This is a genomic window from Pseudomonas bharatica, assembly GCF_048586865.1.
In the GTDB taxonomy this organism is placed as follows: domain Bacteria; phylum Pseudomonadota; class Gammaproteobacteria; order Pseudomonadales; family Pseudomonadaceae; genus Aquipseudomonas; species Aquipseudomonas bharatica.
In genome coordinates this window covers 67,189-79,369 of record NZ_JBMAWR010000016.1, presented here as the reverse complement: position 1 = coordinate 79,369, position 12,181 = coordinate 67,189, and the positions used below count along the sequence as shown (strand labels likewise).

The window sequence follows — 12,181 nt, the reverse complement described above, 5'->3', positions numbered from 1 at the left end:
AAACGTGCTCCCTAAAAACCCAGGCTGGACAGCAGATCATCGACATCGTCCTGACCGGACACGACATCTTCACGTTTATCGGCATGAATCTGCGGTCCTTCACCCCGAGTCGGATGTTTACTTTCGTCTTTTTCCGCATGCAGCTCACGGCGGTCATGCTCGATACCGGCAAAGCGGTCGACCTGGCTGGCCATCAACACCAGCTTGAGGAGATTCTTCTCGACTTCGGTGACCAGCGAGGTCACCCGCTTGATCACCTGGCCGGTCAGGTCCTGATAGTCCTGGGCCAGGAGAATGTCGTTGAGGTAGCCACTGACTTTCTGGCTATCCTCGGCGCTGCGCGCCAGGAACCTGTCGACACGCTGGACCAGCTCGCGAAACTCCGAGGCGGCCACTTCCCGGCGCATGAAGCGCTGCCAGTCGGCATGCAGTGCACGGGCCTCGTCCCCCAGTTCGTTGACGACGGGCGCGCCTTGCTCGACCAGGTCCATGGTGCGGTTCGCCGCCGCCTCGGTGAGCTTGACCACATAGGCCAGGCGCTCGGTGGCGTCGGTGATCTGGGAAATTTCCTCGGCCTGCGGCATGTGCGTGTCGATCTGGAAACTGACGATCGCACTGTGCAGCTCGCGCGTGAGCTTGCCGACTTCCTGGTACAGGCCGCGGTCACGGGTCTGGTTCAGCTGATGGATCAGTTGCACCGCGTCGCCGAACTGGCCTCGTTCGAGGCTCTCGACCAGCTCCTGGGCATGTTTCTTCAGGGTGATTTCGAAATCGCCCAGAGATGATTCTTTATGGTCCATAGCGCCCCCGTTGACGCATCAAGCGTTGACGCGTTCGAAGATCTTTTCGATTTTCTCTTTCAGCACCTGGGCGGTGAAAGGCTTCACGACGTAGCCGTTGACCCCGGCCTGGGCGGCTTCGATGATCTGCTCGCGCTTGGCTTCGGCGGTCACCATAAGCACCGGCAGGTGCTTCAGGCGCTCTTCCGCGCGCACTTTGCGCAGCAGGTCGATACCGGTCATGCCGGGCATGTTCCAGTCGGTGACGAGGAAGTCGAAGTTACCGGTTTCCAGCATGGGCAGCGCGGTGGTGCCGTCGTCGGCCTCGTGCGTGTTGGTGAAGCCCAGGTCACGCAGCAGGTTCTTGATGATCCGCCGCATCGTCGAAAAGTCGTCGACGATGAGGATTTTCATTTCTTTGTTCAATTAGACCTCCAAGCAGTCTTTAACGCGCCCAGCGCTGAGCGCGCGTTCAATCATTCCGGCTACCACGTTGTAACGACTGCATCGAACCCGGGTTCAACGCGCCCGCCATTCCCCCAACCGGCTGCGCAGGCGGGCCGCGCACTGGCTATGCAACTGGCTGACGCGCGATTCGCTGACCCCCAGGACCTCACCGATTTCCTTGAGGTTCAGCTCTTCGTCGTAGTACAGCGCCAGGACCAGGCGTTCGCGTTCCGGCAGGTTGGCGATGGCATCGGCCAGGGCTGCCTGGAAGCGTTCGTCCTCCAGATCGCGCGAAGGCTCGAGCTGGGCACTGGCGCCGTCCTCGTGCAGCCCTTCATGCTCGCCGTCCTGCAGCAGGTCGTCGAAGCTGAACAGGCGGCTGCCCAAGGTATCGTTCAAAATCCCGTAGTAATCATCGAGACTCAATTGGAGTTCGGCAGCAACCTCGTGATCTTTAGCGTCACGGCCGGTTTTTGCTTCGATTGCCCGAATTGCGTCGCTGACCATGCGGGTATTGCGGTGCACCGAGCGCGGTGCCCAGTCGCCCTTGCGCACTTCATCGAGCATGGCGCCACGGATACGGATGCCGACGTAGGTCTCGAAACTGGCGCCCTTGCTCGAGTCGTACTTGTTGGCGACTTCGAGCAGGCCGATCATCCCCGCCTGGATCAGGTCTTCCACCTGCACGCTGGCCGGCAGCCGCGCCAGCAGGTGGTAGGCGATGCGCTTGACCAGCGGCGCATAGCGCTCGATCAGCTCGTACTGGGCGTCACGCGAGGACTTGCTGTACATCCGGTAGCCGCTGGCGTTCATAGCACGGGTCCCGCACTGGTCGGCTGCACCAGACGTTCGACGAAGAATTCCAGGTGGCCGCGCGGGTTGGCCGGCAGCGGCCAGCTATCGACCTTCTGGGCGATCGCCTTGAACGCCAGCGCGCACTTGGAACGCGGGAAGGCTTCGTAGACCGCTCGCTGCTTCTGCACGGCCTTGCGCACGCATTCGTCGTACGGCACGGCACCGACGTATTGTAGGGCGACATCGAGGAAGCGATCCGTGACCTTGGTCAACTTGGCGAACAGGTTGCGCCCTTCCTGGGGGCTCTGCGCCATGTTGGCGAGGACGCGGAAACGGCTCATGCCGTAGTCACGGTTGAGCAACTTGATCAGCGCGTAGGCGTCGGTGATCGAGGTCGGCTCGTCGCACACCACCAGCAGCACTTCCTGGGCCGCGCGAACGAAACTGACTACCGAGTCACCGATCCCCGCAGCGGTGTCGATCACCAGCACGTCGAGGTTGTCGCCGATCTCGCTGAAGGCCTGGATCAGGCCGGCGTGCTGGGCCGGGGCCAGGTGCACCATGCTCTGGGTGCCCGAGGCCGCCGGAACGATGCGTACACCGCCAGGGCCCTGGAGCAGGACGTCGCGCAGCTCGCAACGGCCTTCGATGACGTCGGCCAGGGTGCGCTTGGGGGTGAGCCCGAGCAGTACGTCGACATTGGCCAGGCCAAGGTCGGCGTCCAGCAGCATGACGCGACGACCGAGCTCGGCCAGTGCCAGTGACAGATTCACCGACACGTTGGTCTTGCCAACGCCACCTTTGCCGCCGGTCACGGCGATCACCTGTACGGGATGCATGCTACCCATATTTGTTCTTTACCTTGTCTTGCTTAGACCGAGGCCACATGACGGGGCCGCGCTGGCTACAGCCATGACTTGCCACGCGATCCGTGTGATGTAGGTACTTTGCAACTGATACATATCCACCTCAGCCGACACGCTTGCCGTCACTGTGGTACAGGTCGGCGAACATATCGGCCATGGCCTCCTCGCTCGGATCGTCCTGCATCTGCACACTGACCGCGCGGCTTACCAACTGGTGCCGCCGCGGCAGGTGCAGGTCGTCAGGAATGCGCGGGCCATCGGTAAGATAGGCCACGGGCAGTTCGTGACTGATCGCCAGGCTGAGAACCTCGCCCAGGCTGGCGGTTTCATCGAGCTTGGTCAGGATGCAACCGGCCAGGCCGCAGCGCTTGTAGCTGTGGTAGGCGGCGGTCAGCACCTGTTTCTGGCTGGTGGTGGCCAGGACCAGGTAATTCTTCGCCTGGATGCCACGCCCGGCAAGGGTTTCCAGCTGCATGCGCAGCGCCGGGTCGCTGGCCTGCAGGCCGGCGGTGTCGATCAGCACCACGCGCTTGCGCAGCAGCGGCTCCAGCGCCTGGGCCAGGGACTGGCCGGGATCGACGTGGGTCACCGGGACGTTGAGGATGCGCCCGAGGGTCTTGAGCTGCTCCTGGGCACCGATACGGAAACTGTCCATGCTCACCAGGGCCAGGTTCTGCGCGCCGTACTTGAGCACATAGCGCGCGGCCAGCTTGGCCAGGGTGGTGGTCTTGCCCATGCCGGCCGGGCCGACCATGGCGATCACCCCGCCCTCCTCGATCGGCTCGACATCCGGCACATGGATCATCCGCGCCAGATGGGCCAGGAGCATGCGCCAGCCGTGGCGCGGGTCGACGATTTCCTGGGTCAGGTCGAGCAGGTCGCGGGCCAGCGGGCCGGACAGGCCGATGCGCTGCAGGCGGCGCCAGAGATTGGCCTGGTGCGGCTTGGCGCCCTGCAACTGGTTCCAGGCCAGGGAGCCGAGCTGGACTTCCAGCAGCTCGCGCAGGCCGGAAAGCTCGGAACGCATGGAATCGAACATACGCCGGTCGATGGCCGATGGCGCCGGGGCGGCCGGCGCAGGCGCCGGCTCTTCATGACGTGGCTCGACCAGCGGCTCGGAGGCCGTCAGCGGCAGGCCGGCGAACAGCTGGCGGTTGCCGCTGTCGCTGTCGTCGCGGGCGCTCAGTTCGGCCTGGGCAGTGGCGATGCGCGATTGGGTCTTGCGCAGCTCGTCTTCAAGCTCGGCGTTGGGCACCCGAGGCGCAAGGGCGGACAGCTTGTAGTCCAGCGCCGCCGTCAGCTCGACACCGCCAGCAATCCGTCGGTTGCCGATGATGGCGGCATCGGCCCCCAGCTCATCGCGAACCAGCTTCATGGCCTGACGCATATCGGCGGCGAAAAAACGCTTAACTTGCATAACCCACTACCTCAGCCGTTGGGGCCCACTGTGGCAACGATGGTGACTTGCTTGTTGTCAGGTATTTCCTGATACGCCAAAACATGCAAATTCGGTACGGCCAGGCGACCGAAACGCGAGAGCATTTGCCGGATCGGTCCTGCTACCAGCAGGATGGCCGGCTGACCTTGCATCTCCTGACGCTGGGCAGCCTCGATCAGCGAACGCTGAAGCTTTTCCGCCATGCTCGGTTCAAGAAGAACACCGTCTTCCTGACCTTGCCCGGCCCTTTGCAGACTATTGAGCAAGATCTGTTCCAACCTTGGCTCAAGGGTGATCACAGGCAGCTCGGACTCAGTGCCGACAATGCTTTGCACGATAGCGCGACACAATCCGACGCGGACCGCGGCGACCAGCGCGGCGGTATCTTGACTCTTGCTGGCATTGTTGGCGATCGCCTCGGCAATGCTACGGATATCCCTGACGGGAACCTGCTCCGCCAGCAGGGCCTGGAGCACTTTCAACAAACCGGACAGGGACAACACCCCGGGGACGATTTCCTCTGCCAGCTTCGGCGAGCCCTTGGCCAGCACCGCCAGCAGTTGCTGGACCTCTTCATGGCCGATCAACTCATGGCAATGCTTGTAGAGAATCTGGTTGAGGTGGGTGGCGACCACGGTACTGGCATCGACCACCGTGTAGCCCAGGGACTGCGCCTGACTACGCTGGGCGACATCGATCCACACCGCTTCCAGGCCGAAGGCCGGGTCCCGCGCGGAAATACCGTTGAGCGTACCGAATACCTGGCCCGGATTGATGGCCATTTCCCGCTCGGGGAAGATTTCCGCCTCGGCCAGGATCACCCCCATCAGGGTCAGGCGATAGGTGCTCGGAGCCAGGTCGAGGTTGTCGCGGATATGCACCGTGGGCATCAGGAAGCCGAGGTCCTGGGACAGCTTCTTGCGCACGCCCTTGATCCGCGCCAGCAACTGGCCACCCTGGTTGCGGTCCACCAGCGGGATCAGGCGGTAGCCCACTTCCAGGCCGATCATGTCGATCGGAGTGACATCGTCCCAGCCCAGCTCCTTGGTCTCGGCAGCACGCGAGGGCGACGGCAGGGCTTCCTGCTGGCGCTGCAGTTCCTGGGCAGCCTTGACCTTGACCTGGTTCTGCTTCTTCCACACCAGGTAGGCGCCGCCGCCGGCCAGCAGGCCGAGGCTGATGAAGGCGATGTGCGGCATGCCCGGGACCAGGCCCATGACGATCATCAGTGCCGCCGAGACCGCCAGGGCCTTCGGCGAGTCGAACATCTGCCGATTGATCTGCTTGCCCATGTCTTCCGAGCCGGAAGCACGGGTCACCATGATCGCGGCGGCGGTGGACAGCAACAGGGACGGCAGCTGCGCCACCAAACCGTCACCGATGGTCAGCAGGGCGTAGACCCGGCCGGCATCGCCGAAGGTCATGCCGTGCTGGACCATGCCGATGGCCATGCCGCCGATCAGGTTGATGAACAGGATCAGCAGGCCGGCAATGGCGTCGCCCCGCACGAACTTGCTGGCACCGTCCATGGACCCGTAGAACTCGGCTTCCTGGGCCACTTCGGCACGGCGTGCCTTGGCCTGGTCCTGGTTGATCAGGCCGGCGTTGAGGTCGGCGTCGATGGCCATCTGCTTGCCGGGCATGGCGTCGAGGGTGAAGCGTGCGCTCACCTCGGAGATCCGCCCGGCACCCTTGGTCACCACCACGAAGTTGATGATCATCAGGATGGCGAAGACCACGATACCGACCACGTAGTTGCCACCGATGACCACGTCACCGAAGGCCTGGATCACTTTACCGGCGGCACCGTGGCCATCGTGGCCGTGGAGCAGCACTACCCGCGTCGAGGCCACGTTCAGCGCCAGGCGCAGCAGGGTCGCCACCAGCAGGATGGTCGGGAACGCGGCGAAATCCAGCGGCCGCAGCGCGTACACGCAGACCAGCAGGACCACGATGGACAGGGCGATGTTGAAGGTGAAGAAGACGTCCAGCAGGAACGGCGGGATCGGCAACATCATCATGGCCAGCATGATCAGCAGTAATACCGGCACCCCGATATTGCCCCGGCCCAGGCTGCCGAGGTTGCTGCGCGCGCTGTTGATTAACTGAGAGCGATCCACCGGTCTTCCTCTTCAAGCAAAACTTTGACGCCACGGGGGCGCTTGGCGCTGCTCTTTGCAAGAAGCTTTCCAACTTTTTTCAAATGGAAAACTCGGAGTACAACGCGAACCCTGTGGGAGCGGGTTCACCCGCGATTGCGTCAGTGAGCCCACTACCGCAATCGCGGCGGTTCGGCGTTCCGATAAACCCGCTCCCACAAGGTCCGCGAACAACTGGAAATCAGGAATCGCGCCGCAGGTCCGGCGGAATCGGCAGATCCTTGAGCGGCTCGGGGGGCTTGCCCTTGCCCGCCTGGTACTGGCGGATCTGGTAGACGTAGGCCAGCACCTGGGCTACGGCGAGGTACAGCCCGGCGGGAATCTCTTCCTCCAGCTCCGTGGAGTGGTAGATGGAGCGCGCCAGCGCCGGCGACTCCAGTAGCTGGATGTTGTGCTGCACGGCGATCTCGCGGATCTTCAGGGCGATGAAATCGGTACCCTTGGCCAGCAGCAAGGGCGCCGAGCCCTTCTCCGGGTCGTACTTGAGCGCCACCGCATAGTGGGTCGGGTTGGTGATGATGACGTCGGCCTCGGGCACCGCCGCCATCATCCGCCGCTGGGAAATCTCGCGCTGCACCTGGCGGATCCGCTGCTTGACCTCCGGCTTGCCCTCGGTGTCCTTGTATTCGTCGCGCACTTCCTGCTTGGTCATCATCAGCTTCTGCTTGGCCTGCCAGAGCTGGATCGGCACGTCCACCGCGGCGATCAGCAGCAACCCGCAGGCCATCCACATGGCGCTCCAGCCGACCACCTGGACGCTGTGGATGATGGCCTGGTCCAGCGGCTCGTTGGCGATCGCCAGGAGGTCGTCACGGTCGGCGGACAGCACCGCCAGGGCCACCACCAGGATCACGGTGAACTTGGCGATGGCCTTGAGCAACTCGGCCAGGGAATGCACCGAGAACATCCGCTTGATCCCCGCGAGCGGGTTCATCCGGCTGAACTTCGGCGCCAGGGTACCGGTGGCGAACAGCCACCCACCCAGGGCAATCGGGCCGAGCAAGGCGGCCAGCAACAGCACCAGCAGCACCGGCTGGGTGGCAAGGATCGCCAGCTTGCCCGAGGTCAGCAGGAAGATGCCCATGTAGCGCTCATCCATCAGCACCTCGCGCGACAGGCTGAAGTTGCTGCGCATGATCTCCATCAGCGCTTCGGCCAGATAGCCGCCGAAGGTCAGCAGGCCACCCGCCCCGGCAATCATCACGGCAACGGTGTTGAGCTCCTTGGAGCGGGCGATCTCGCCCTTTTCGCGGGCGTCATTACGGCGTTTGTCCGTGGGGTCTTCTGTCTTGTCCTGACCGCTTTCGCTCTCTGCCATGCTCAGCGCGCCCGTGCCAGTTCACGCAGCCATTGCAGCGCCTCGGACGCCAACGACTGGTAATGGGAAAGAATGTCCGCCAGGCCGACCCAGAACAGCCCCATGCCGATCACCAGGGTCAGCGGGAAGCCGATGGCGAAGATGTTCAATTGTGGCGCCGCCCGGGTCATCACGCCAAAGGCGATGTTGATCACCAGCAACGAGGTGATCACCGGCAGCACCAGCAGCAGCGAGGCGCCCAGCACCCAGCCCATGCGTCCGGCCAGCTCCCAGAAATGGTTGACCATCAGCCCGCCGCCCACCGGCAGGGTGGTGAAGCTTTCGACAAGGACTTCGAAGACCACCAGATGGCCGTTCATCGACAGGAACAGCAAGGTCACCAGCATGGTCAGGAACTGGCTGATCACCGTGGTGTTGACGCCGTTGGCCGGGTCGACCATGGAGGCAAAGGCCAGACCCATCTGGATCGCGACGATCTGCCCGGCAATCACGAAGGCCTGGAAGAACAGTTGCAGGGACAGGCCGAACAGCGCGCCGATGAGGATCTGTTCGCCGACCAGCAGCAGGGCGCTCATGTCCAGCGCCTCGACCGGCGGCATCGGCGGCAGCGCCGGGACGATCACCACGGTAATGGCCACGCCGAAATACAGGCGGATCCGCTGCGGCAGCAGCGAGGTACCGAATACCGGCATGGTCATCAGCACGGCCAGCACGCGGAACAGCGGCAGGATGAAACTGGCCACCCAGGTGGAAATCTGCGTGTCGGTCAGTTCGAGCACGGCGCGATCAGCCGATTAGCTGTGGAATGCTGCCGTACAGGTTCAGGATGTACTCCATGAACTTCTGCACCAGCCAGGGCCCGGCGACGATCAGGGTGACCAGCATCACCAGCAGGCGCGGGAGGAAGCTCAGGGTCTGTTCGTTGATCTGGGTGGCCGCCTGGAACATCGCCACCAGCAACCCCACCAGCAGGCTCGGCACCACCAGCACCGCCACCATGAGGGTGGTCAGCCACAGGGCATCGCGAAACAGGTCGACTGCGACTTCAGGGGTCATGCTGCTCTCCTGCGCGTCAAACGCCGCCGAAACTGCCGGCAAGGGTGCCGATGATCAAGGCCCAGCCATCCACCAGGACGAACAGCATGATCTTGAACGGCAGGGAAATGATCAACGGCGACAGCATCATCATGCCCATGGCCATCAGCACGCTCGCCACCACCAGGTCGATGATCAGGAACGGGATGAAGATCATGAAGCCGATCTGGAACGCGGTCTTCAATTCCGAGGTCACGAACGCCGGGACCAGGATGGTCAGCGGCACCTGGTCGGGGCCGGCGATGTCGGTGCGCTTGGACAGGCGCATGAACAGGTCGAGGTCGCTCTGCCGGGTCTGCGCCAGCATGAAGTCCTTCAGCGGCACCTGGGCCTTTTCCAGCGCCTGCGGCGCGGTCAGGGTCTCGGACAGGTAGGGCTGGAGGGCGTCGCGGTTCACCCGGTCGAATACCGGGCCCATGATGAACAGGGTCAGGAACAGCGCCAGGCCGATGAGGATCTGGTTCGACGGGGTCTGCTGCAGGCCCAGGGCCTGGCGCAGGATCGAGAAGACGATGATGATCCGGGTGAAGCTGGTCATCAGGATGACGAACGCCGGGATAAAGCTCAGCGCGGTCATGATCAGCAGGATCTGCAGGCTGACCGAGTACTCCTGCTGGCCATCCGCCCCGCTGGACAGGGTGATCGCCGGGATCGACAGCGGGTCGGCGGCCAGCGCCGCAGGTGCGGCCAGCAGCACCAGCAGCGTCAATATCGTTCGCAATGCGGCCATCACGGCTTGTCCTTCTGATCCTTGCCCAGCAGCTCCATCAGGCGCTGGGCGAATTCCGGCGTGGCCGGGCGGGCGCTGGCCGGCGCTTCGACGGGTGTGTTCATGACATGCAGGGCGGTCAGGCTGCCCGGGGTATGGCCGATGAGGATCTGCTCGTCGCCGACCTGCACCAGCAACAGCCGGTCACGCGGGCCCACCTGGCGACTGCCGACCACCTGGATCAGCTGGTTGGCGTTGGGCGCAGCGTTCTGCACCCGGCGCAGCAGCCAGGCGAGAAAGAAGATCAGCCCCAGCACCAGCAACAGGCCAAGAACCAGTTGGGTCAACTGGCCAGCGACGCTGCCGGACGTTGCCGGTGCCACCGTCGCCACGGCCGGCGTGGCGCCAACCTGCGCCGCCAGGCCCACGGGCATCCAGCACAGGCCGGCGGCGAGCGCCAGCAGGAGGAGAAAACGCTTCACTCAGCGCAGCTTCTTGATGCGTTCGCTCGGGCTGATCACGTCGGTCAGGCGGATGCCGAACTTCTCGTTGACCACCACCACCTCGCCATGGGCGATCAGCGTGCCGTTGACCAGCACGTCCAGCGGCTCGCCGGCCAGGCGATCAAGCTCGATCACCGAACCCTGGTTGAGCTGCAGCAGGTTGCGGATGCTGATTTCGGTGCTGCCCACTTCCATGGAGATGTTCACCGGGATATCCAGGATCACGTCCAGGTTAGGCCCGTCCAGGCTGACCACTTCGCTAGGGCGTGGCGAGCTGCCGAATTCTTCCATCGGCAGACGGCTGGGGCCGCCGCTGGAGGCACCGCTGTCGCCGGCCATCAGCGCATCGATATCGGCCTGGCCGTCGCCGCTTTCGTTAAGGGCAGCGGCCCACTCGTCGGCCAGCGCCTGCTCTTCCATCGAAGTAATGTCGTTTTCGTTAGCCATCTTGTCCTCGACAAGCAATCAAATCGGTTAATGAGGGTCAGGCGCTCAGCGTCGCTCGATCGGCGCCTTGATCTGCAGGGCCAGGGTGCCCTTGTGCGAGCCCAGGCTGGCCTTGAACGACGGCACGCCGTTGGCGCGCACGACCAGGTCCTCGGGCAGTTCCACGGGAATCACGTCGCCTGGCTGCATGTGCAGGATGTCGCGCAGCTTCAACTGGCGCCGGGCCACGGTGGCACTGAGCGGCACGCTGACGTCCAGCACGTCTTCGCGCAGGGCCTTGACCCAGCGCTCGTCCTGGTCGTCCAGGTCGGACTGGAAGCCGGCGTCGAGCATTTCGCGCACCGGTTCGATCATCGAATACGGCATGGTCACGTGCAGGTCGCCGCCGCCGCCGTCGAGTTCGATATGGAAGGTCGAGACCACCACCGCCTCGCTCGGGCCGACGATGTTGGCCATGGCCGGGTTGACCTCGGAGTTTATGTACTCGAAGTTGACCGGCATGATCGCCTGCCAGGCTTCCTTGAGGTCGACGAAGCACTGGTCGAGGACCATGCGCACGACACGAAGCTCGGTCGGGGTGAACTCGCGCCCCTCGATCTTGGCGTGACGGCCGTCGCCGCCGAAGAAGTTGTCCACCAGCTTGAACACCAGCTTGGCGTCGAGGATGAACAGCGAGGTGCCGCGCAGCGGCTTGATCTTCACCAGGTTGAGGCTGGTCGGTACGTACAGCGAGTGCACGTATTCGCCGAACTTCATCACCTGCACGCCGCCCACCGCCACGTCGGCGGAGCGCCGCAGCAGGTTGAACATGCTGACGCGGGTATAGCGGGCGAAACGCTCGTTGATCATTTCCAGGGTCGGCATGCGACCGCGGACGATGCGATCCTGGCTGGTCAGGTCATAGCTTTTGACGCTGCCGGGATCGGCGCTTGATTCGGTTTGCACCAGGCCATCGTCGACGCCATGCAAGAGGGCATCGATCTCATCCTGGGACAGCAGGTCCTGCACGGCCATCTTCGGCTCCTACTGCAATACGAAATTGGTGAACAGCAACTGGTCGATGACCAGCTTGCCGACTTCCTTCTGCGCCACTTCCTGGACGCTGGCGGTGGCCTTCTGGCGCAGCATTTCCTGGCCGACCGGGGTCGCCAGCGACTCGAAGGACTGCCCCGAGAAGAGCATGACCAGGTTGTTGCGGATCACCGGCATATGCACCTTGAGCGCATCGAGGGCGGCCTGGTCGCGGGCCTGCATGGTGATGCTCACCTGCATGTAGCGCTGGCGGCCGTTCTGGTTGAAGTTGACCACGAAGGCCGGCGACATGGATTCGTAGATGGCCGGTTGCTTGACGTTGGCCGCAGCCGCAGCAGGTTCGGCGGCAGGCTTGCTTTCGGACTTGTGCAGGAAGAACCAGGTAGCGCCAACCGACAGGCCGATGGCCAGCAACAGGGCCAGGACCAGCAGCAGGATCAGTTTGAGTTTGCCTTTAACGGCGGGGTCTTTGACTGCTTCGCTCTTCGCCATGCCAATAATCCGTCACTCACAGGAGGTTTGTTCCACTATGGCGTGTGGCCGAGCAAGTGTTATGCCAGTTTGCGGATAATAATTATCGACGCGGATCCTGT

General features: G+C 63.5%; 14 protein-coding genes. All 14 read right to left on the bottom strand.

All coding sequences use genetic code 11. The annotated features are described in order from the left end of the window. Window positions 1–11 precede the first annotated feature (11 nt). Window positions 12–800, bottom strand: coding sequence for a protein phosphatase CheZ (locus ACKLLE_RS18180; RefSeq protein WP_064302535.1), 789 nt, complete (start codon window positions 798–800; stop codon window positions 12–14). Between the two features lie 18 nt (window positions 801–818). Continuing rightward, window positions 819–1,193, bottom strand: coding sequence for a chemotaxis response regulator CheY (locus tag ACKLLE_RS18175; RefSeq protein ID WP_205884592.1), 375 nt, complete (start codon window positions 1,191–1,193; stop codon window positions 819–821). Between the two features lie 105 nt (window positions 1,194–1,298). Next, entirely contained in the window at window positions 1,299–2,039 is a 741-nt protein-coding gene (gene fliA, locus ACKLLE_RS18170; protein ID WP_420058684.1) for an RNA polymerase sigma factor FliA, read from the bottom strand. Next, entirely contained in the window at window positions 2,036–2,869 is an 834-nt protein-coding gene (gene fleN, locus ACKLLE_RS18165; RefSeq protein WP_009399964.1) for a flagellar synthesis regulator FleN, read from the bottom strand. The genes fliA and fleN overlap by 4 nt, the downstream gene beginning before the upstream one ends. A gap of 121 nt (window positions 2,870–2,990) precedes the next feature. Beyond that, window positions 2,991–4,304 carry a flagellar biosynthesis GTPase FlhF gene (gene flhF, locus ACKLLE_RS18160; protein ID WP_009399967.1) on the bottom strand — a complete coding sequence of 438 codons (1,314 nt, stop codon included), beginning with the start codon at window positions 4,302–4,304 and terminating at the stop codon, window positions 2,991–2,993. An 11-nt stretch (window positions 4,305–4,315) separates the two neighbouring features. After that, window positions 4,316–6,445, bottom strand: coding sequence for a flagellar biosynthesis protein FlhA (gene flhA, locus ACKLLE_RS18155; protein ID WP_009400024.1), 2,130 nt, complete (start codon window positions 6,443–6,445; stop codon window positions 4,316–4,318). A gap of 220 nt (window positions 6,446–6,665) precedes the next feature. Beyond that, entirely contained in the window at window positions 6,666–7,802 is a 1,137-nt protein-coding gene (flhB, locus tag ACKLLE_RS18150; protein ID WP_420058683.1) for a flagellar biosynthesis protein FlhB, read from the bottom strand. A 2-nt stretch (window positions 7,803–7,804) separates the two neighbouring features. Next, window positions 7,805–8,581 carry a flagellar biosynthetic protein FliR gene (fliR, locus tag ACKLLE_RS18145; protein WP_064302532.1) on the bottom strand — a complete coding sequence of 259 codons (777 nt, stop codon included), beginning with the start codon at window positions 8,579–8,581 and terminating at the stop codon, window positions 7,805–7,807. A 7-nt stretch (window positions 8,582–8,588) separates the two neighbouring features. Further along, window positions 8,589–8,858: a flagellar biosynthesis protein FliQ gene (gene fliQ, locus ACKLLE_RS18140; protein ID WP_009400027.1), complete on the bottom strand. Its 270-nt coding sequence runs from the start codon at window positions 8,856–8,858 to the stop codon at window positions 8,589–8,591. A gap of 16 nt (window positions 8,859–8,874) precedes the next feature. After that, window positions 8,875–9,627 (bottom strand): flagellar type III secretion system pore protein FliP, encoded by a 753-nt coding sequence (gene fliP, locus ACKLLE_RS18135; protein WP_009400028.1) that lies wholly within the window; start codon window positions 9,625–9,627, stop codon window positions 8,875–8,877. Further along, entirely contained in the window at window positions 9,627–10,088 is a 462-nt protein-coding gene (gene fliO, locus ACKLLE_RS18130; RefSeq protein ID WP_064302531.1) for a flagellar biosynthetic protein FliO, read from the bottom strand. Before fliO ends, fliP begins: the two co-directional genes overlap by 1 nt. Continuing rightward, complete coding sequence (fliN, locus tag ACKLLE_RS18125) at window positions 10,089–10,556, bottom strand: flagellar motor switch protein FliN (protein WP_064302530.1); 468 nt, start codon at window positions 10,554–10,556, stop codon at window positions 10,089–10,091. A gap of 45 nt (window positions 10,557–10,601) precedes the next feature. After that, window positions 10,602–11,570, bottom strand: coding sequence for a flagellar motor switch protein FliM (fliM, locus tag ACKLLE_RS18120; RefSeq protein WP_009400032.1), 969 nt, complete (start codon window positions 11,568–11,570; stop codon window positions 10,602–10,604). Window positions 11,571–11,579: 9 nt separating this feature from the next. Beyond that, window positions 11,580–12,080, bottom strand: a complete 501-nt coding sequence (fliL, locus tag ACKLLE_RS18115) for a flagellar basal body-associated protein FliL (RefSeq protein ID WP_420058682.1) — start codon at window positions 12,078–12,080, stop codon at window positions 11,580–11,582. Window positions 12,081–12,181 lie beyond the last annotated feature (101 nt).

Coding starts and splice junctions, on each gene's coding strand:
- ACKLLE_RS18180 (WP_064302535.1), bottom strand. CDS start 800: ATGGACCATAAAGAATCATCTCTGGGCGATTTCGAAATCACCCTGAAG.
- ACKLLE_RS18175 (WP_205884592.1), bottom strand. CDS start 1,193: ATGAAAATCCTCATCGTCGACGACTTTTCGACGATGCGGCGGATCATC.
- fliA (WP_420058684.1), bottom strand. CDS start 2,039: ATGAACGCCAGCGGCTACCGGATGTACAGCAAGTCCTCGCGTGACGCC.
- fleN (WP_009399964.1), bottom strand. CDS start 2,869: ATGGGTAGCATGCATCCCGTACAGGTGATCGCCGTGACCGGCGGCAAA.
- flhF (WP_009399967.1), bottom strand. CDS start 4,304: ATGCAAGTTAAGCGTTTTTTCGCCGCCGATATGCGTCAGGCCATGAAG.
- flhB (WP_420058683.1), bottom strand. CDS start 7,802: ATGGCAGAGAGCGAAAGCGGTCAGGACAAGACAGAAGACCCCACGGAC.
- fliQ (WP_009400027.1), bottom strand. CDS start 8,858: ATGACCCCTGAAGTCGCAGTCGACCTGTTTCGCGATGCCCTGTGGCTG.
- fliP (WP_009400028.1), bottom strand. CDS start 9,627: ATGGCCGCATTGCGAACGATATTGACGCTGCTGGTGCTGCTGGCCGCA.
- fliN (WP_064302530.1), bottom strand. CDS start 10,556: ATGGCTAACGAAAACGACATTACTTCGATGGAAGAGCAGGCGCTGGCC.
- fliM (WP_009400032.1), bottom strand. CDS start 11,570: ATGGCCGTGCAGGACCTGCTGTCCCAGGATGAGATCGATGCCCTCTTG.
- fliL (WP_420058682.1), bottom strand. CDS start 12,080: ATGGCGAAGAGCGAAGCAGTCAAAGACCCCGCCGTTAAAGGCAAACTC.